The 16638-nt window shown below is 69.1% G+C and carries 20 protein-coding genes; 10 read left to right on the forward strand and 10 right to left on the reverse strand.

The features are described from left to right. The first annotated feature begins 54 nt into the window (after window positions 1-54). Together ED92_RS22670 and ED92_RS22675 are read left to right on the forward strand one after the other, a co-directional pair. A complete protein-coding gene (locus ED92_RS22670; RefSeq protein WP_037342551.1) occupies window positions 55-843 on the forward strand; it encodes a helix-turn-helix domain-containing protein in 789 nt (262 codons plus the stop codon). Window positions 844-859: 16 nt separating this feature from the next. Further along, window positions 860-1285 (forward strand): thioesterase family protein, encoded by a 426-nt coding sequence (locus tag ED92_RS22675; protein ID WP_037341802.1) that lies wholly within the window; start codon window positions 860-862, stop codon window positions 1283-1285. On the opposite strand, the gene ED92_RS22680 is transcribed toward ED92_RS22675, so the two are convergent. Further along, window positions 1256-1798 (reverse strand): GNAT family N-acetyltransferase, encoded by a 543-nt coding sequence (locus tag ED92_RS22680; RefSeq protein ID WP_037341804.1) that lies wholly within the window; start codon window positions 1796-1798, stop codon window positions 1256-1258. The two genes, ED92_RS22675 and ED92_RS22680, sit on opposite strands and share 30 nt — an antisense overlap. 28 nt (window positions 1799-1826) lie before the next feature. Between ED92_RS22680 and ED92_RS22685 the strand changes: the two genes are divergently transcribed. Then, window positions 1827-2708 (forward strand): aminoglycoside phosphotransferase family protein, encoded by an 882-nt coding sequence (locus ED92_RS22685; RefSeq protein WP_037341806.1) that lies wholly within the window; start codon window positions 1827-1829, stop codon window positions 2706-2708. A 242-nt stretch (window positions 2709-2950) separates the two neighbouring features. On the opposite strand, the gene ED92_RS22690 is transcribed toward ED92_RS22685, so the two are convergent. Then, window positions 2951-4207 carry an HNH endonuclease signature motif containing protein gene (locus ED92_RS22690; RefSeq protein WP_037341807.1) on the reverse strand — a complete coding sequence of 419 codons (1257 nt, stop codon included), beginning with the start codon at window positions 4205-4207 and terminating at the stop codon, window positions 2951-2953. 429 nt (window positions 4208-4636) lie between these two features. Here ED92_RS22690 and ED92_RS22695 point away from each other — a divergent pair, with 429 nt between their 5' ends. Beyond that, window positions 4637-5425, forward strand: a complete 789-nt coding sequence (locus ED92_RS22695; protein WP_052120848.1) for a nitroreductase/quinone reductase family protein — start codon at window positions 4637-4639, stop codon at window positions 5423-5425. A 444-nt stretch (window positions 5426-5869) separates the two neighbouring features. After that, on the forward strand, window positions 5870-6856 hold the full coding sequence (locus tag ED92_RS22700) for an acyl-CoA desaturase (protein ID WP_052120810.1): 987 nt from the start codon (window positions 5870-5872) through the stop codon (window positions 6854-6856). Window positions 6857-6860: 4 nt separating this feature from the next. On the opposite strand, the gene ED92_RS22705 is transcribed toward ED92_RS22700, so the two are convergent. Genes ED92_RS22705 through ED92_RS22720 form a run of 4 tightly spaced genes read right to left on the reverse strand, consistent with a single transcriptional unit; the run spans window position 6861 to window position 9871 of the window. Continuing rightward, window positions 6861-7655 (reverse strand): alpha/beta fold hydrolase, encoded by a 795-nt coding sequence (locus tag ED92_RS22705; protein ID WP_037341812.1) that lies wholly within the window; start codon window positions 7653-7655, stop codon window positions 6861-6863. 2 nt (window positions 7656-7657) lie between these two features. After that, window positions 7658-8599 (reverse strand): sigma-70 family RNA polymerase sigma factor, encoded by a 942-nt coding sequence (locus ED92_RS22710; RefSeq protein ID WP_037341814.1) that lies wholly within the window; start codon window positions 8597-8599, stop codon window positions 7658-7660. 5 nt (window positions 8600-8604) lie between these two features. After that, window positions 8605-9261 (reverse strand): enoyl-CoA hydratase-related protein, encoded by a 657-nt coding sequence (locus ED92_RS22715; RefSeq protein WP_037341817.1) that lies wholly within the window; start codon window positions 9259-9261, stop codon window positions 8605-8607. Window position 9262: 1 nt separating this feature from the next. Then, entirely contained in the window at window positions 9263-9871 is a 609-nt protein-coding gene (locus ED92_RS22720) for a TetR/AcrR family transcriptional regulator (protein ID WP_037341820.1), read from the reverse strand. A 132-nt stretch (window positions 9872-10003) separates the two neighbouring features. On the opposite strand from ED92_RS22720, the gene ED92_RS22725 reads away from it, so the two are divergent. Continuing rightward, window positions 10004-10351 carry a DoxX family protein gene (locus ED92_RS22725; RefSeq protein WP_037341825.1) on the forward strand — a complete coding sequence of 116 codons (348 nt, stop codon included), beginning with the start codon at window positions 10004-10006 and terminating at the stop codon, window positions 10349-10351. Between the two features lie 2 nt (window positions 10352-10353). Here the strand turns inward: ED92_RS22725 and ED92_RS22730 are convergent, their stop codons facing one another. Together ED92_RS22730 and lexA are read right to left on the reverse strand one after the other, a co-directional pair. After that, complete coding sequence (locus ED92_RS22730; protein ID WP_037341826.1) at window positions 10354-10695, reverse strand: VOC family protein; 342 nt, start codon at window positions 10693-10695, stop codon at window positions 10354-10356. Window positions 10696-10734: 39 nt separating this feature from the next. Next, window positions 10735-11391, reverse strand: a complete 657-nt coding sequence (lexA, locus tag ED92_RS22735; protein ID WP_037341828.1) for a transcriptional repressor LexA — start codon at window positions 11389-11391, stop codon at window positions 10735-10737. A gap of 176 nt (window positions 11392-11567) precedes the next feature. Between lexA and ED92_RS22740 the strand changes: the two genes are divergently transcribed. Then, window positions 11568-12002, forward strand: coding sequence for a hypothetical protein (locus tag ED92_RS22740; protein ID WP_037341829.1), 435 nt, complete (start codon window positions 11568-11570; stop codon window positions 12000-12002). Between the two features lies 1 nt (window position 12003). On the opposite strand, the gene ED92_RS22745 is transcribed toward ED92_RS22740, so the two are convergent. After that, window positions 12004-12441: a MarR family winged helix-turn-helix transcriptional regulator gene (locus ED92_RS22745; protein WP_037341831.1), complete on the reverse strand. Its 438-nt coding sequence runs from the start codon at window positions 12439-12441 to the stop codon at window positions 12004-12006. A 115-nt stretch (window positions 12442-12556) separates the two neighbouring features. Here ED92_RS22745 and ED92_RS22750 point away from each other — a divergent pair, with 115 nt between their 5' ends. Further along, window positions 12557-13687 carry an NAD(P)/FAD-dependent oxidoreductase gene (locus ED92_RS22750; protein ID WP_037341832.1) on the forward strand — a complete coding sequence of 377 codons (1131 nt, stop codon included), beginning with the start codon at window positions 12557-12559 and terminating at the stop codon, window positions 13685-13687. A gap of 1 nt (window position 13688) precedes the next feature. On the opposite strand, the gene ED92_RS22755 is transcribed toward ED92_RS22750, so the two are convergent. After that, window positions 13689-14213, reverse strand: a complete 525-nt coding sequence (locus ED92_RS22755) for a TetR/AcrR family transcriptional regulator (protein ID WP_037341835.1) — start codon at window positions 14211-14213, stop codon at window positions 13689-13691. A gap of 89 nt (window positions 14214-14302) precedes the next feature. Here ED92_RS22755 and ED92_RS22760 point away from each other — a divergent pair, with 89 nt between their 5' ends. Both ED92_RS22760 and ED92_RS22765 read left to right on the forward strand, forming a co-directional pair. Further along, window positions 14303-15652 carry a carotenoid oxygenase family protein gene (locus ED92_RS22760; RefSeq protein ID WP_037341836.1) on the forward strand — a complete coding sequence of 450 codons (1350 nt, stop codon included), beginning with the start codon at window positions 14303-14305 and terminating at the stop codon, window positions 15650-15652. A 22-nt stretch (window positions 15653-15674) separates the two neighbouring features. Beyond that, complete coding sequence (locus ED92_RS22765) at window positions 15675-16619, forward strand: RNA polymerase sigma-70 factor (RefSeq protein WP_037342553.1); 945 nt, start codon at window positions 15675-15677, stop codon at window positions 16617-16619. Window positions 16620-16638 lie beyond the last annotated feature (19 nt).

The following is a 16638-nucleotide window of genomic DNA, read 5'->3' on the forward strand; positions in this document are numbered from 1 at the left end:
CAGCAAGATCAAGTGAAGCGCATCTTGTCGGTGGCCGGGGGCATACTGCCGGACGTGGGTGTTCCGCTGCGTCGACGGTCGGGTCGTTCGGTGTACCGCGAAAGCAGGCCGGTCGCGGCGGTGGCCGGCGTCGTCGAGAGCGTCTGGACGGGGTTGGTGGGCTGCCGTCGTCCGCTGAGGGTGTTCCCGGACGGCTGTGTCGATCTCGTGTGGGACGGGACGGTGCTGGCCGCGGTCACCACGGCGCGCGGGGTGCTGCGGCACGAGCTGCCGTCGGCGGTGTGGACCGCCGGGCTCCGCCTGCGGTGCGGCGCCGGTGGTGCGGTGCTGGGCCTGCCGATGACGGAGCTGCCCGCGGGCGCCACCCCGTTGCGTGACCTGTGGGCCGCCCGGGCTCGTCGCGCGGAGTCCGAGCTGGGCGGATGCGGGACGCCCGGCGAGGCGCGGGCGGTGTTGGAAGCGTTGGTCGCCGAGAGGCTCCGGGACGTCGAGGTGGACGGGCTGTCGATCGCGGCCGCTCGCGCCTTGAGTGCGCCCGCCGCTCGCACCGATCGAGTGGCGGCGGAGCTGGGTGTGAGCGAGCGCGGTCTCCGGCGGCATGTCCGGCACGACGTCGGCGTCGGCCCCAAGGAGTTGCAGCGGGTGCTGCGGTTCCGCGGGTTCCTGAAGCGGGTCGAGGCCGTGGCGCGAGACCACGCGTCGCTCGCCGACGTCGCCGCCGATGTGGGCTACGCGGATCAGTCCCATCTCGGGCGGGAATGCCGCCGTCTGTCGGGCGCTTCGCCCGGCGCGCTCGTGCGGTCGTGGACTGGCCGAAACGTTCCAGACCGTGGCGGCCCGTAGAGGCGAAGATCGGGAAGTGCTCGAACCTTTCCGCGTCACCATCGACATCCGTACGGACGATCTCGACCTCAACGGCCACGTCCGCGGCCCCGCCTACCTCGCGTACGCCGATCACGCGCGCTGGGAATGCGTGTGGGCGGCCGGGGTGGACCCGTTGGCCTTGAAGGCGGAGAACCTCGGCCCGGTCAACCTCGAAACGACGATCCGGTTCCGTCGCGAGCTTCGTGCCCGCGCGCGGATCGACGTCCTGACCCGGTTCGTCTGGGAGCAGGGCAAGGTGTCCCGGGTCGTCCAGGAGTTCGTGGCGCCGGACGGTGCCGTCGTGGCCGAGGTGGAAAGTGTCTCCGGACTGCTGGATCTCGAGTCGCGGCGCCTGGTCCCGGATCCGGGACGGTATTGGCGGAAATACGCTTCACGGCCGGAGGTCCTGGGCTTGCCGTGACGCGGTCACCCGCTTTTCGTAGAGGCTGGTGGGCCATTTCGCTTCAGGCGGGTCTGCGACGTGTTCGAATCCCGCGCGCTCGTAGTACCCGCGCAAGGCGGGGTTGTCCCTCGTGGTCGCCACGCGGACGAAGGTTTTGTGGTGCGCCGCGGCCTTCTCACCGACCCAATCGACGATGCGGATCCCGAGCCCGGCCGCTTCCCGCGCCACCGCGAGTCGGCCCAGATAGTAGGCCGGTTCCGTGGTTTCGCCCCAGAGTTCGGGATCCGCCTCGGACACCACACAGGTGGCGATCGGCCTGCCGGGCCCGACGATGAGCAGCGCCTCACCCGCCCGGATCTGGTGCCGCACCGAATCAAAGGGAAAGCGTTGCGGCCATTGGTGAATCCCGCGCGCGGCCAGCCATGCCGCGGCTTCGGCGAGGAGATCGAGCACGACGTCCTCCTCGCCCGTGCGGGCCGGGCGGATGGTGGCCTCCGGGGTGAGCGGCTCGGGACCGGCGAGGATCGGCATGTCTCGATGATGCCCCGGCGGTGGTTGGATGGCGGTCGTGGTCGACGAGAACCTCGTACGGAAGCTGATCGCGGCACAGTTCCCCGGGTGGGCCGGGCGGCCGATCGAACGCTGGCCCTCCGGTGGCACGGTCAACGCCATGTTCCGGCTGGGCGACGACCTGGTCGTGCGGTTGCCCCTGACCAAGAGCGGCGCGAAGGACGTCGCACTGGAACAGAAGTGGCTGCCCCGGATCGCACCGCGGCTGCCCACGCCGATCCCGGAGGTGCTCGGGGCAGGAGCGCCCGCCGACGGATACCCGTGGCCGTGGTCGGTTTACCGCTGGTTGCCGGGCGAAAACCCGCGCCCGGAAGTGCTCCGCTCGCCCGTGCCGCTGGCCGAAGACCTGGCGGAATTCGTGCTGGCGATGGGCCGTGTCCCGCCGCTACCCACGCCTTCCCTCGCGCACCGCGGCGGACCGCTCGCGACGTTGGACGCGGAGACCCGGTCGGCGATCGAAAGCCTCCGCACGATTCCGGAAGAGAACGTCGACTGCGACGCCCTCCTTGCGCTTTGGGAGGAGGCTTTGCGGATCCCCGCGTGGGAGGAACCACCGGTGTGGCTGCACGCCGATCTGATGCCGGGCAATCTGCTGGTGGATGGTGGCCGCCTTTCCGCGGTGATCGACTTCGGTTGCATGGGGGTGGGCGATCCGGCCTGCGACCTGTTCCCGGCGTGGAACCTGTTGCCCGCCGACGCGAGAGACTTGTTCCGGGAGGCACTGGACGTGGACGACGCGACCTGGAACCGCGGCCGCGCCCGGACGCTCTCGCAGGCGCTGATCGCGCTGCCGTACTACCGCACGACCAACGAGGCCATGTCGGAGAACGCGCGGCACGTGATCCGGGCTGTGCTGGAGGAGGTGGGGTGATCCACCGGCTCATGGTGCGGTCAATCCGGCGCGCGGAGCTCGCTGCCCTCAGCGCGCCGGTCTGTGGTGGCTCAACATCGCGGCGGGTCAGCAAGGCTTGGGATACGGGCGTTTACGGCCGAGGCCGTGGTTGCCCGGCTTCAGGTCGAGGGGTTGGCGTTGGGTTAGGAGTGCCTGGACCCATCGGCGGGCAGGGGCGATCGCGGCCGGTTGTTCGGTCTCGGAAGCTTCGCGGGGTCGGCCTATGCCCTGAGGTGCATGGTGTTGCGCCTCGGAGACCCGGTCGGGTCGAGGTAAGCGGGCGGGGTGAATTCCGGGAGTCCGTCCTGGGCGATCTGTACTTTCCATTCACTGCGATGAATCAGCCGATGGTGTTTGGTGCAGAGCAGGACGAGGTTGTCGATTTTCGTTTCGCCGTGGTGTCGCCAGAAAACGATGTGGTGGGCGGTGCAGCGGGGGACGGGCATGTCGCAGCCGGGGAAGGCGCAGCCTCCGTCGCGGAGGGTGAGTGCGTATTTCTGGGCCAGTGACACAGTTCGTTTGGAGCGGCCGATGTCGAGGGGTTCGCCTGCGGTGCCGAGGACGCCGGGTCTGACGCGGGCGTCGCAGGCGAGGATGCGGGCGTCGGTGGCGCTGATCGGCCCGACGAGATCCAGGTGGGCTTCGCCGATGTCGTTCATCAGGTCGTCGTAAGACATGGTGATGAGGATGTGAGTGGCTTCCCCAGCTTGGCCGGGAAGATTCCGGCTGGTGGTTTTCAACCGGACGTAGTCGGTGAAGGCGTCTCCGTAGCGTTCGTCCTGGGTGCGGGAGTCCCGGACGCCGTCGATGGCCTTGTGGGGTTTGGCCATCGGGTCCAGGTCGGATTTCAGGCGGGCGTAGGTTTCCAGGTCCAGTCTCGCTTTGAGGCCCAAGGTGCCATCGCGGTGCTTGATGAACCGTAGCTCCGGTCGGGTGTCTTTCGGGTCCTCGTTGCGGGGTTCTTTGCCGTCGGGGTCGAGTTCGTCCAGGAGGCGGCGTCCGGCGCGGGCGATTTGCCGTGGCCCGGCATGTCTGGCCAGTTCGACGAGGATCTTCTCCCCGGCCCGCACATCGTCCTCAGGAACACTGGACGGGATGCGGGCGAGGGTCTTGATGATCGCGTCGATCTGGCCACCGCCGATCGCACCTTCCGCAGCAGCCTCAGCCGTCAACGGCGCCAAGGGCGGCTCGGAATCCCCGCCGATAGCAGGGCCCGGATGCAGAGCCAGGACCCGGTCGGCACGGGCGGCAGCTTCCTTGTCCGACACCAGGAAATCCTCGAGAATCAGCCCCGCCAACGTCGAATGACCGCTGCAGCCCCGAATCCCACGGGAATTGATCTCGGCGAGGATCGCATTCTGCTCGGCATCCAGTTGGCGCTTAAGAACTTCGAGTTCCTGTTTACGCGCATGCAGCGTCGCGGTGTCGACGCGCCACCACTCGGTGGACGTCTTCGGGGATGCATCGTCGCTGGACACAAGACCAATGCTACGCCGAATCGAACACCTGTGCTATCGCATGTTCAGACTATATCGAAAGGTGTAGGGCGCCTAAAGGTAATGCGGAGGGCGTGTGTGGTCGCAATTAGTCGACTAAATGCGGCGGGGAGAGGGGCAAGGTGGGTGCGGGGCGTCTGGGGTCCGTGCTAACGTCGTCGCTGAGCCCCGTATGGGCCTACGCATGGAGGTAGCGGCTACTCGGCCACTGGAGATCGGCACATGCCGTCTCGCATAATCACTCATCCCCACGTCGTGGGATGACGCCTCCATGCGGTGCGCCCGAATATCGGGCCTAGGTGTGCTCCTCCGGTGACGGTTCCGCGCCCTCCTGTCGACACGGCGATGGGAAGGAACACAGTGAGCTTCAACGACCAGGTGATCGAAGAATTCAGGCAGGGCAAGGGCGGCATGCTCGAGGGCTGGAAGCTGATCCTGCTCACCACCACCGGCGCCAAGACCGGTGAGCGGCGGACGAATCCGTTGGCGTATCTCGAAATCGACGGCAAGACCGTCGTCGTCGCTTCGAACATGGGCGCGCCGGCGAATCCGGGCTGGTACCACAACATCCGGCGTGACCATCGGGTCACGATCGAGACGGAGACCGAGACTTACGAGGCCATCGCGTCCATCCCGCCCGCCGCGGAACGTGACGCGCTGTTCGCGAAGGTCGTCGCCGAAGAGCCGGGATTCGCCGAGTACCAAGCGAAAACGACGCGCGAGCTGCCTGTCGTGATCCTGCACCGGATCGACGACCGGGTGCGGGGGATGGGCGATTTCCTGGTGGAGGTCCACAAGTGGTTGCGGGAGGAGCTCAAGTCTCTGCGCGCCGGGGTGGAGGACATCGTGGCGGGCCGCGCCGACGCGCTCGTCATGGAGAAATCCTTGAAGGCGCACTGTGTTTCGTTTTGCGAGGCGTTGACCAAACATCACACCGGCGAGGACATGGGCGCGTTTCCCTTGCTGGCACAACGGTTTCCCGCGCTCGCGCCGACGTTGACGAAGCTCGGGGAAGATCACGTCGTCGTCGCGGCGACGCAGGAGCGGATCCGTGACCTCGTGGAGGGTTACGTGCACGGCGAGAATGATCCGGCACGTTTGCGTGACGAGTTCGACGCCCTCGCGAGCAAGCTCGAAGCGCATTTCGCCTACGAAGAGCGAAGCGTCGTGGCCGCCCTCAATGTGACGATGACCGGCTGATCGAGGCGGACGCCCTGGGGTTTCGGCCCCGGGGCGTGTACCGTAAGTGGTGGCGACGCCATCGGCGTGACGCCGTGAGGCGGGCGGAAATCGTCCCCGGCCTCGCCGAAGACCGCGAAACAGCGGTCCCCCTCGAAAGGTTTCACCGTCAAAACTCACAGCACGGACAGTGCGCTGTTCAGTCACCCGCTCGCAGCTCAGGACGAGCCCCACGAGCCGACCATCCCCCAGGGCGAGCGATACATGGATCTTTTTCGCGAACCTTCTTACCCCGCACCGGAACCATCGGCCGACGTCGTTCGTTGAGCTGACAAGTCCAACGTTTTGGGTGTCGTGTCGTCCAGCACGCTCGCGCAGAATTCGTCGCGGGCATGCCTTCGTGCGCCGCGTCGTGCCTCAGGCTCCAGCCGGCACATGCCTCGGCCATCGACAAGAAACGGCGACATGACCTCAGTTCTCAGACCCCCGGACAGTGAAGAGCGGCAGGCGCCGCAACCCCTCCTGTCGGGAGAGCAGTCCCGCACTGAAAACCTTCTCGTCAAGCTGTTCGCGGTGGTGCCCCTGGTGGCACTGGCCGCCTCCGTCCCCTTCGCGTGGGGCTGGGGCCTCGGCTGGGTGGACCTCGGCCTCGCCGCCGGGTTCTACTTCCTCACCGGCCTCGGCGTGACCATCGGATTCCACCGCTATTTCACACATGGCGCCTTCAAGGCCAATCGCGGCCTGCGGATCGCCCTCGCGGTCGCGGGCAGCATGGCCATGCAGGGCCCGGTCATCGGCTGGGTGGCCGACCACCGGCGGCATCACGCCTTCGCCGACCGCGAGGGTGACCCGCATTCCCCCTGGCGCTTCGGCACCACCCCGGCCGCGCTGGCCCGCGGCTTCTGGCACGCCCATATGGGCTGGCTGTTCGAACGTGAGAAGACCAACGCTCAACGGTTCGCCCCGGATCTGCTCACCGACCGTGACATCGCCCGGATCGATCGCCTGTTCCCGTTGCTGACCGTCGTGACCTTGCTCGCGCCGGCCGTCCTCGGCGGTGTGATCACCTTGTCCTGGTGGGGCGCGGTCACCGCCTTCTTCTGGGCGAGTCTCGTCCGGGTGGCGCTGCTGCACCACGTCACCTGGTCGGTGAACTCGCTGTGCCATCTGATCGGCGACCGCCCGTTCGCCGCCCGCGACAAGTCCGCCAACTTCTGGCCGCTCGCCATCGCCTCGATGGGCGAGTCCTGGCACAACTCGCACCACGCCGACCCGACCGGCGCCCGGCACGGCGTCCGCCGCGGCCAGCTCGACATCTCCGCACGGCTGATCTGGCTGTTCGAGAAAGCGGGCTGGGCGACGGACGTCCGGTGGCCGAAGGCCGACCGCCTCGGTCGCAAACTCAATCCCGGCCACTCGTTGTCGCTGCGCCGTCGTACGCAGCGGGCCTGAGCCGTCAGCGGATCGCGCCCGCGATGGCGTCGATCAGCTCCGGCCCGTCGGAGAATACCGGATCGTTGTGATCCGCGCCGGGGACTTCGATCGTCCTGGCACCGGCGGCCTGGGCCACCTCACGGCTCTGCTCGGCAGGGACGATCGAATCCTCGGCGCCGAACACGACGGTCACCGGCGCCTTCACACGGGCGACGGCGTCCTTCGTCGGGAACTCGTCCCGCAGCAGCCAGCGGACCGGCAGGAACGGGTAATGCCGTTGTCCGACCGACGCGAGGTCGACGAACGGCGAACGCAACACGAGCGCGGACGGCGGACGTTCGGTGGCCAATTCGGTGACGACCGCCGAGCCGAGGCTCTCGCCGAAGTAGATCAGCGGCGTTCCGGCCTCGCGTGTCAGGAAGTCCTGCGCGGCGCGGACGTCCAGCGCGAGCCCGTCCTCGGACGGCTCGCCGGGATTGCCCCCGTATCCGCGATAGTCCAGGAGCAGCACCGAGAGCCCGCGCGCGGTCAGCGCGCGGGCCAGCGGCGCGCGGAACGACCGGTTCCCGGCGTTGCCCGGCGCGACCAGCACGGCCGCTTTCGCTCCGGCGACCGGGAAGTACCAGCTCGCCAGGCTCAGCCCGTCCGAGGTGGTGAGCGTGATGTCCCTGCCGCCGGGCAGGACCGTGGCCGCACCGGGCGGCGGACCCGCCTCGGGTAGGTAGATCAGCTTGCGCTGGAAGGCGAACGCGCCACCGAAGACCACACCGACGAGGGTGACGGCCACCGCCAGCGCGATCAACACCTTCTTGCGCACGCTCAAGCCTTCGTCGGGGGAAGGCCGAACCGTGCGAACAGGTCCGCGTCGAGGAACGAGGTGATGTCGCGGATCCGATCGTCACGAAGGGACAGCACGGTGATCGACCAGGGGGTGTGCACGGCGTCCGCCGATTCGCCGAGGTAGCAGGCGACGGCGGGCTGCCCGTTGGCGGTGACGATCTCGGTGTGCCAGCTCGGGCACCGGCCGAGCGGGACCTCGGTGGCGAAGCCGGCGACCGCCTCGATACCGCTGTACCACTGCGCGAGCGGCGGCATGGACCAGGTGACGTCCTCCGTCAGCAGCGCCACGAGCGCGTCGGCGTCACCACGCTCCAGTGCGGAGGCGAAGCCCGCGGCGATCTCGCGCGTCCGGGTGTCGTCGGGCCGACCGCCGGGCGGCGGGACCTTTTCCGCCACGATCGCCCGCGCGCGTTGCAGCGCGCTGTTCACCGCCGCCACCGAAGTGTCCATTATGGACGCGATTTCGGCGGCCGAGAAACCGAGGACGTCGAAGAGCACCAGAGCGGCCCGCTGGTTGCCCGGCAGGTGCTGCAGCGCGGCGACGAACGCCAGCTCGATGGCCTCGCGCCGCTCGTACCGGGTCTCCGGGCCGTCGGGGTACGGGCCGAGCCACGCCACCTCGGTCAGCGGGGCGTGTTCGAGCACGACTCGCTCGCTCGACGGGCCGAGGTCCATCGGCAGCGCCCGTTTCCCGCGCGCCGCCGCGATGTCGAGGCAGGTGCGGGTGGCGATCGTGTAGAGCCAGGTGCGCATCGAGCTCCGGCCCTCGAACCGCTCCATCCCCCGCCAGGCCCGCAGAAGCGCGTCCTGCAGGGCGTCGTCGGCGTCGTGGGCCGACCCCAGCAGGCGATAGCAGTGGGCGTGCAGCTCGCGCCGCAGCGGCTCGACGAGCCGATCGAACTCCGCGTCGTCGGTGCGCACGACGGCTACTTGGCGCGAAGCGCGGTGACGGCGGGGGAGAACATCGTCGTCTTGATCGCGGACAGCGTGCCGCGGTCCTTCCCGGCCAGCGGGCGGACGAGATCGGCCGCGTACTCCAGCAGCGCGGGTTTCTCGGCGACAGCGTCCACGAGTCCGAGGTCGCGCGCGTCGGTGCCGCCGAACCGTCGTCCGGTGGTCATCGACGCGATCGCGGCGGCGGGGGTGAGCTTGCCCTGGATCAACGCCGCCATCCCCGGCGTGAACGGGATGTTGATGTCCGCTTCGGGGAAGCAGAAGAACCCGCGATCCGCTCGCATCACCCGGAAGTCGTGCGCCATCGCCAGCATCGCTCCGGCGCCGAAGGCGTGCCCGTTGATCGCGGCGACCGTGTGCACGCCGAGGGTGAGCACGCGGGCCAGCAGTTCATGGACGTCGGCGACGTACTGCGCGGCCGTGGCGGGGTTGCTGGTGAGCCAGTCGAGGTCGAGGCCGTTGGAGTAGAACTTCCCGGAGCCGACAGTCACCAGCACCGCCGGATCCGGATAGGCGACGACGGTGTCCAGCTGGGAATGCACGGTTTCCAGCCAGGACGGCGAGAACCGGTTCTCGTCGTCCCCGAGGTCCAGCAGGAACACCGGGGCGTCGTGGCGCAGAGTGGGCATGTCAGTCCTTCCGTGGGGGTGGGAGCAGGAGTATGGCGTGGACCGCGGCGGACAGCCGGGCCCGGGAGTCTTCGGAGATCGGCTCGCCCGCGGTGAACGCGCGGCGGAACAGGGCCGTCGGCAGGTCGACGACGCAGGTCGTCAGCACTTCGACAGCCTGAGCGTCCCGCCTGCTCCAGAGCCGTTCGGCGAGCGTGACGAGAAGCCTGACCAGGCGTTTGTCGAGTGCGAGGAGCTCGCCGGCGAGATCTTCGGGGACCTGCGGGCCGAGCAGATGCTCCTTCTTGACGGTGATGAGCAGGCGGGCCGCTTCCGGACGACGGTGGGCGAATTCCGCCGGTGCGTCCGCCGCGGCCGCGATCGCCGCGGCCGGGTCTTCCGCCTGATCGGCCAGCTCGGTCTGGAGGTCGAGAAAGGCGCTCGCCGCGCGGAGCCAGACGCGGGCCAGCAGCGCGCCGAGCGAGCCGAAAGCGTGGTAGATCGTCCCGTTGGACACGCCCGCGGCGGCCGCGAGGGAGCGCACGGTGACGCCCCGGGCGCCGACTTCGACGACGAGGCGCTCGGCCGCGTCGAGCAGCCGATCCAGGTCGTGCACGCGGGGCCGGGGCATGCGGCGAGGATAACAGAGCGCTTGCTCTAAAACGACGCGACCCTGTGACGTGCTTCACCTGGCGGGCTGTCACATCGGGCAGTTGGCCGGGGTCAACCCCGCGAACCACCGAAAAGCCAAGGAGAAACTGAAATGACCACCGCTTATGTCATCGTCACCGTCGTCGGAGCGTTCATGGCCGCGTTCTCGGCCGCCTCGATCTTCTTCCGCGCCAAGTGGGTCGTGCAGCCGCTGGCCGACTACGGCGTTCCGCGCGCCTGGTGGACCCCGCTCGGGGTCGCCAAAGCCGCGGGCGCGCTCGGCCTGATCGCCGGCCTGTGGGTGCCCGCGCTCGGCGTCGCGGCCGGGATCGGCCTGGTGCTCTACTTCACCGGTGCCGTGATCACCGTGCTCCGCGCGCACTGGCCGTCGCACGTCGCGTTCCCGCTGATGTACATGGCGCCTGTCGCCGCTTCGCTCGTGCTGGGTTTCGCGGCCTGATGTCAGGAGTCCGGGGACCACACCGCGAGTTCGGCGCCGCCGGGCTCGCGGAAGTGGAACCGGCGCCCACCGGGGAACGAGAACGGCTCGACCGTGACGATGCCGCCCGCGGCCTCGACGGAAGCCCTCGCCTGTGCGAGGTCGTCGGTGCGGATCGTCACCAGCGGCGCGGCCGTCTGCTGCGCGGTGTCCTGCTGGAAGCCGAGCGAGACCACGCCGCCGCTCTGGACGTCGGTGTACGTCGGGCCGTACGCCGTCGCCGTCCACCCGAAGGCCTTTTCGAAGAACCCGCTCGAGCCCGCCGCCGAACTCGACGGGAACTCGACGAAGTCGATTTCGTACATGGGCGCCGAAGCTACTCCGGCCCACCGACAAAAACCGCGTCAGACGCTGCGCAGCACCGAGACCACGACGCCGAGCACGCTCGCACGGTCCCCGTCGATGACCTCGTAGGCGGGGTTGCGCGGTTCGAGGTACACGTGGCCGTCGCGGCGGCGGTACACCTTGACCGTGGCCTCCTCGTCGATCATCGCGGCGACGATCTGGCCGGAGTGCGCCTCCTGCTGCTGCTTCACCACGACGATGTCGCCGTCGCAGATGGCCGCGTCGATCATCGAGTCACCGCGCACCCGCAGGCCGAAGACGTTGCCCCGCCCGGTGAGTTCACGCGGAAGGGTCATCACGTCGTCGACGTGTTCGACGGCGGAGATCGGCGTGCCCGCGGCGATGTCACCGACGACGGGGACCGGCACGGAGTCCTCTGTGGACTCCTTCGACGAGGTGCCGTGCAGGAAGGCGCGCACGTCGATGGGGCGCGAGATGGAGCTGCTGCGGCGGAGGAAACCCTTCTCCTCCAACGCCGCCAGATGCTTCGACACCGAGGACGTCGAGCGCAGCCCGACCGCCTCGCCGATCTCGCGCGTGCTCGGCGAGTAGCCATACTCCACCACCCATTCGCGGATGGTCAGCAGGATCTTCTGCTGCCGCTCCGGCAGGGAAGCGGCTTCCTCGAACAGCTCAAGATCGTGGTAGGCGGTCATCAGCGGAATGGTAGTTCGTGCGGGCCGCCGCGATCGCCGCGGTGTCCCAGTGGAACGGCCGCCGCGCGACGTGGCCGATCGACGGCGGTCATCCGTCGTCGAGATCGGCCGGATGGCGGCACGGCCGGGCCGAAAGTCCGATCCCGCGAACATCTCCGCGAGGTTGACTCGATCGTATGAACACGAAGATCACCGCGGCGGTGCTCGCCGCCGCGACGGCCACCATCGCCCTGTCCGGCTGCGGGCTCAAGGAAGGTCTGACCGAAAAGGCGAACGGACACGTCAAGACGGTCGGCTACGCGACCGGCGCGGAGGGCAAGCGGGACAAGGACGCCCGGCTGCCGGACTGGGTGCCGGACGGGGCGGCGTCGGTCACGGAGGTCATCCGGACGACGGGTTCGGAGCGGCTCCTGAAGTTCACCGGCGGCACACTGCCCGCACTCTGCGTGCCGGGGGCGGCCGCGACACAGGCGGCCACGCTCGCCGCGCAGTGGTGGCCGCAGGGCCAGGAGGGCAGGACCGACAAGGTCTGCGGCGAATGGCACGTGCTGGTCCAGGGCTCCGACGTGTACGCGTTCAAGCCGGAGACACTGGTGAGCACGAGGTCTTGAGTCATTCCCCGGGCGTGAGCGCGTCGGCGCAGACGGCGAGGTCGTGCACCAGCCGTTCCCGGCCCGCTTCCGAAAACGGGGCGAGCATACGGTCCTGGACCTCGCGCACAAGACCGCTCGCGGCGCGGAGCTGAGCGCGTCCGGCGGGGGTGAGCGTGCTGGGCAGGGCGCGGCCTTGCGGCGCGGTCGACGGCCGGGTGACCAGTCCGCGGTCCTGCAGACCGCGCAGGACCAGGTTCATCGACTGCCGGGTGACGAACACGGCCCTGGCCAGTTCCGCGTTGGACAGCCCAGGTCGCTGCGAGAGCACTTCGAGGCAGGAGTACTGCGGCACGGTCAGATCGAGGGGGCGCAACGCGGTGTCCATCGCCGTCCGGAGCGCCGTCGCCGCCCGCTTCAGCAGGTATCCCGCCGATTGGTCCAGTGGTCCGACCGTCATGTCAGCATCATGACATAACAGTGTCTGCCAGACCGGTGCCAGTGTCGTGTGCGGCGTCTGACAGCGGCCCCCGACACGCTCTGGAATGTCATTCCAGAGCGACCGAGGGGTCACCATGAACACACCTGTCACGATCATCGGCGCCGGTCTCGGCGGGCTCACCCTGGCCAGGGTCCTGCACGTCCACGGCATCCCTTCCGACGTCTACGAAGCCGAAGCGTCGCCGACCTCGCGCCTGCAGGGCGGGATGCTCGACATCCACGACTACAACGGCCAGCTCGCGCTCGAAGCCGCCGGGCTGATGGACGAGTTCCGCGGCATCGTCCTGGAGGGCCGTCAGGCGCTGCGGGTACTCGACCGGGACGGGACCGTCCTGTTCGAGCGGGGCGACGACGGCACGGGCGGCCGCCCCGAGGCGCAGCGCGGTGACCTGCGGCGGATGCTGCTCGACTCGCTCCCCGAAGGCACTGTCCATTGGGGACGCAAGGTCGTCGGCGCCCGGACGCTCGGCGACGGCCGCCACGAGGTGACCTTCGACGACAGCTCCACCGTCGTCGCGGGTCTCCTGGTCGGTGCCGACGGGGCCTGGTCACGGGTCCGGCCGCTGCTCACCGACGCCGTTCCCGAGTACTCCGGCACGTCGATCGTCGAGACCTACCTGTACGACGCGGACACCCGGCACGCCGCCGTGGCGAAGACGGTCGGCGGCGGATCGATGTTCGGGGCCGGGACCACGGAGGGCATCGGTATCAACGCCCACCGCGAAAGCGGCGACACCCTCCACGCCTACGTGGAACTCGGCAAACCGTTGGAGTGGTTCGACGCCATCGACTTCTCCGACGCCGAAGCGGCCAAGGCGGCGATCGTGGCGGAGTTCGGCGACTGGTCGCCGGAGCTGACCGCGCTCATCACCGAAAGCGACATCGCACCGATCCACCGTCCCGCCTTCACGCTGCCGTTCGGGCTGCGCTGGGAGCGCGTGCCCGGCGTGACCTTGCTCGGCGACGCCGCGCATCTCGCGCTGGCGAACGGGGAAGGCGCCAACCTGGCGATGCTCGACGGCGCCGAACTGGGCAAGGCGCTCGCCGCGCGTCCCGACGACGTCGAGGCCGCTCTCGCCGAGTACGAACACGCCATGTTCGTGCGCTGCGAAACGCCGATCGAGGAGGACTTCCTGCTCGAAAGCATCTTCGGTGAGGACGTTCCCGAGGTGCTGCTGAACATGTTCGAGGAGCGGAAGGGCTGAGTCAGGCCTTGCCGCCGGCGAGGGCCTCCAGGCCGCGGATGATCGTTTCCGCGCTGGGGGCCCGGTCCGGGGCGACGAGGTGCTGCATCATCACGCCCGCGATGAGGGCGAACTGGACGGCGCCCGCCGCCTCGGCGTCGGTGGCGGACAGCCGCTCGCCGAGGACCTTGCGGGCCTCGTCCTGGGCGTCGGCGAGCCGTTCGCGCAGTTCCGGGAAGCGGATGGCCTGGGTGGCGCTCTCCAGGACGGCGGTCCACAGATCGCGCTGCTCGCCGAAGGAGTCGACAAGGCCCTGCCAAGTGGTGGTGAGCGAAGCGTCCTCCGGCTCGCGCAGGCGCTCGACCACTTCGGTGGACAGCTCGATCATGGCCTCGTTCATGAGGGCCTCTTTGGAACCGAAGTGGTACCCGATGGAGCCGAGGTTCGCTCCCGAGGCCGCGGTGATGTCCCGCGCGGTGGTGTGCGCGTAACCGCGTTCGATCAGGCAGCGCTTGGCCCCGTCGAGGAGGTCCTCTCGTTGTCCCATGCGGCGATCCTAGCGCGGGGCTGTGACAAGCGTCTTATACAAATGTATTATACAAATGTTCAAGACGCCTAGCAGCAAGGAACCCGACGATGAATCGCTACGTCCTGGGCAACTTCGCCCCGGTCACCGAAGAGATCACCGCCTTCGACCTGCCCGTCACCGGGAAGATCCCGGACGACCTCGACGGCCGCTACCTGCGGATCGGCCCGAACCCGCTCGGCCTCGAAGACGCGTCGGCGCACATCTGGACCCTCGGGGAGGGCATGGTCCACGGCGTGCGCCTGCGCGACGGCCGCGCCGAGTGGTACCGCAACCGCTGGGTCCGGTCGGCCTCCGTGGCCGACCGGCTCGGGGAACCGCGGCGCGGGCAGGTCACCGACGAGCGCCTGGATTTCGCGCCGAACGTGCAGGTCGCGGGCCACGGCGGCCGCCTCTACGCGCTCATCGAAGGAGGTCTGGCGCCGTACGAGCTGACCGACGAACTCGACACCGTCGGGCCGGCCTCCCTCGGTGCGACCGAACAGGGTTTCTCCGCCAACGCGCACAGCAAGTACGACCACGCGACCGGCGAACTGCACTCGCTTGCCTTCCGGTACGGCGCGGATTTCGTGCAGCACATCGTGATCGGCCCCGACGGGCGCAACCGGAGCGTCACCGACATCAAGGCGCCCACGTTGCCGTACATGCACGACTTCGCGCTCACGGAGCACTACGTGGTGTTCTACGAGTCCCCGATGGTCTTCATGCCCGAGCGCCTGGCGACGGGCGTGCCGTTCGGCTGGAACCGGGAACTGCCGTCACGGCTGGGGCTGCTGCCGAGGGCGGGCGGCACGGTGCGGTGGTTCGAGACCGCGCCCGTCATGGTCGGTCACACCCTGAACGCCTTCGAGGACAACGGAACCGTGGTGGTGGACGTGGTCGTGCATCCCCGGCCGATCGACTTCGCCGACGTCGGTGCCTCGAAGCCCGTGCTCGAACGCTGGACCGTGGATCTCGCGGCCGACCGGGCCACCCGCACACTGCTGCACGACCGTCCGCAAGACTTCCCTCGCCTGAACGGCCGGTTCGGCGGAAAGCCTTACCGCTACGGCTATTCGGCGGCGGCCGAGCTGTACGCCACCCCGAGCGCCACGGAACCGGACCGCCCCGACGAGGGTTTCAGCAGCGCCTTGCTGAAGCACGACCTCCTGACCGGCGTCACCGAAGCCCACGAATTCGGCCGCGACGCGAGCGCGGGGGAGACCGTGTTCGTCCCGTCGGCCCGCGCGGCCGCGGAAGACGACGGCTACAACCTGGTCTACGTCCACGACCGCGAACGCGGTGCGGCGGACCTGGTGATCCTGGCGTCGCAGGACTTCACCGGCGAGCCTCTGGCGAGGGTTCACCTGCCCGCCCGTGTCCCCTTGGGGCTGCACGGCAGCTGGATCCCCGCGGCCTGACGCCGATGGCTAATCTGGGGTGATGCTGACCGGCGCGCGCGAGGTCGAGGTGTTCGAGGCGGCCCGTGGCCGGTTGGAGGCGATCGCGTATCGCCTGCTGGGGTCCGCGAGCGACGCCGAGGACGCGGTGCAGGACACGTTCCTGCGCTGGCAGTCCGCCGATCGCGGGTACGTCGAGACGCCGGAGGCGTGGCTGACGAAGGTGCTCACCAACCTCTGCCTCAACCGGCTCACCTCGGCGCGGGCCCGGCGCGAAACCTATGTGGGCCAATGGCTTCCCGAGCCGGTCTTCGCGGGGGACCGGATGCTCGGTCCGTCCGACACCGTCGAGCAGCGCGAATCGGTCTCCATCGCGATGCTCACGCTGATGGAACGGCTCTCGGCCAAGGAACGCGTCGTGTACGTGCTGCGCGAGGCGTTCGGGTACTCCCACGCCGAGATCGCCGAGGTCCTCGACGTCACCGAGTCGAACTGCCAGCAGATCCACCGGCGGGCCAAACAGCATCTGGCCGCCGACCGGCGCCGGGTGGAGGTCGACACGGCCGCGGCCCGCAAGATCGTCGAGGAGTTCCTCGCCGCGGCGCTCAGCGGCCGGACCGACGCGCTGGTGCGGCTGCTGGCCGACGACGCGATCAGCGTGGGCGACGGCGGCGGCGTGCTCTTCTCGCTGCCGCGCCCGATCACCGGGGCGGTCCGGGTGGCGAGGTTCCTGCGCGGCCTCTTCAAACCGAGCGCGGCCAAATGGTCGTTGATCGGCGGCAAGCCCGAGCTGTTCTCCACCGTCGCCAACGGCGTTCCCGCGCTGGTGCTGATGGTGGAGGACAAGCTCGTCGGCGTCGTCTCCTTGGAGGTCACCGCCGACGGGATCGCCGCGGTCCACGCCCAGGTGAACCCCGCCAAGCTCGACCGCGCGGCGGGTCAGTGGGGCGTTTCCGAGCACGGGGAGCCACTCACCGTCCCCTGGTGACCCGGATCACAGTCCGCCG

Origin of the sequence: Amycolatopsis sp. MJM2582, from assembly GCF_000754115.1 — a bacterium.
In the GTDB taxonomy this organism is placed as follows: domain Bacteria; phylum Actinomycetota; class Actinomycetes; order Mycobacteriales; family Pseudonocardiaceae; genus Amycolatopsis; species Amycolatopsis japonica.

Excerpts from the sequence above, each read along its gene's own strand:
- ED92_RS22740 (WP_037341829.1), top strand. The coding sequence starts at position 11,568 with ATGAACACGAAGATCACCGCGGCGGTGCTCGCCGCCGCGACGGCCACC.
- ED92_RS22700 (WP_052120810.1), top strand. The coding sequence starts at position 5,870 with ATGACCTCAGTTCTCAGACCCCCGGACAGTGAAGAGCGGCAGGCGCCG.
- ED92_RS22745 (WP_037341831.1), bottom strand. The coding sequence starts at position 12,441 with ATGACGGTCGGACCACTGGACCAATCGGCGGGATACCTGCTGAAGCGG.
- ED92_RS22760 (WP_037341836.1), top strand. The coding sequence starts at position 14,303 with ATGAATCGCTACGTCCTGGGCAACTTCGCCCCGGTCACCGAAGAGATC.
- ED92_RS22720 (WP_037341820.1), bottom strand. The coding sequence starts at position 9,871 with ATGCCCCGGCCCCGCGTGCACGACCTGGATCGGCTGCTCGACGCGGCC.
- ED92_RS22695 (WP_052120848.1), top strand. The coding sequence starts at position 4,637 with ATGCTCGAGGGCTGGAAGCTGATCCTGCTCACCACCACCGGCGCCAAG.
- ED92_RS22765 (WP_037342553.1), top strand. The coding sequence starts at position 15,675 with ATGCTGACCGGCGCGCGCGAGGTCGAGGTGTTCGAGGCGGCCCGTGGC.
- ED92_RS22680 (WP_037341804.1), bottom strand. The coding sequence starts at position 1,798 with ATGCCGATCCTCGCCGGTCCCGAGCCGCTCACCCCGGAGGCCACCATC.
- lexA (WP_037341828.1), bottom strand. The coding sequence starts at position 11,391 with ATGACCGCCTACCACGATCTTGAGCTGTTCGAGGAAGCCGCTTCCCTG.
- ED92_RS22715 (WP_037341817.1), bottom strand. The coding sequence starts at position 9,261 with ATGCCCACTCTGCGCCACGACGCCCCGGTGTTCCTGCTGGACCTCGGG.
- ED92_RS22755 (WP_037341835.1), bottom strand. The coding sequence starts at position 14,213 with ATGGGACAACGAGAGGACCTCCTCGACGGGGCCAAGCGCTGCCTGATC.
- ED92_RS22730 (WP_037341826.1), bottom strand. The coding sequence starts at position 10,695 with ATGTACGAAATCGACTTCGTCGAGTTCCCGTCGAGTTCGGCGGCGGGC.
- ED92_RS22750 (WP_037341832.1), top strand. The coding sequence starts at position 12,557 with ATGAACACACCTGTCACGATCATCGGCGCCGGTCTCGGCGGGCTCACC.
- ED92_RS22725 (WP_037341825.1), top strand. The coding sequence starts at position 10,004 with ATGACCACCGCTTATGTCATCGTCACCGTCGTCGGAGCGTTCATGGCC.
- ED92_RS22685 (WP_037341806.1), top strand. The coding sequence starts at position 1,827 with ATGGCGGTCGTGGTCGACGAGAACCTCGTACGGAAGCTGATCGCGGCA.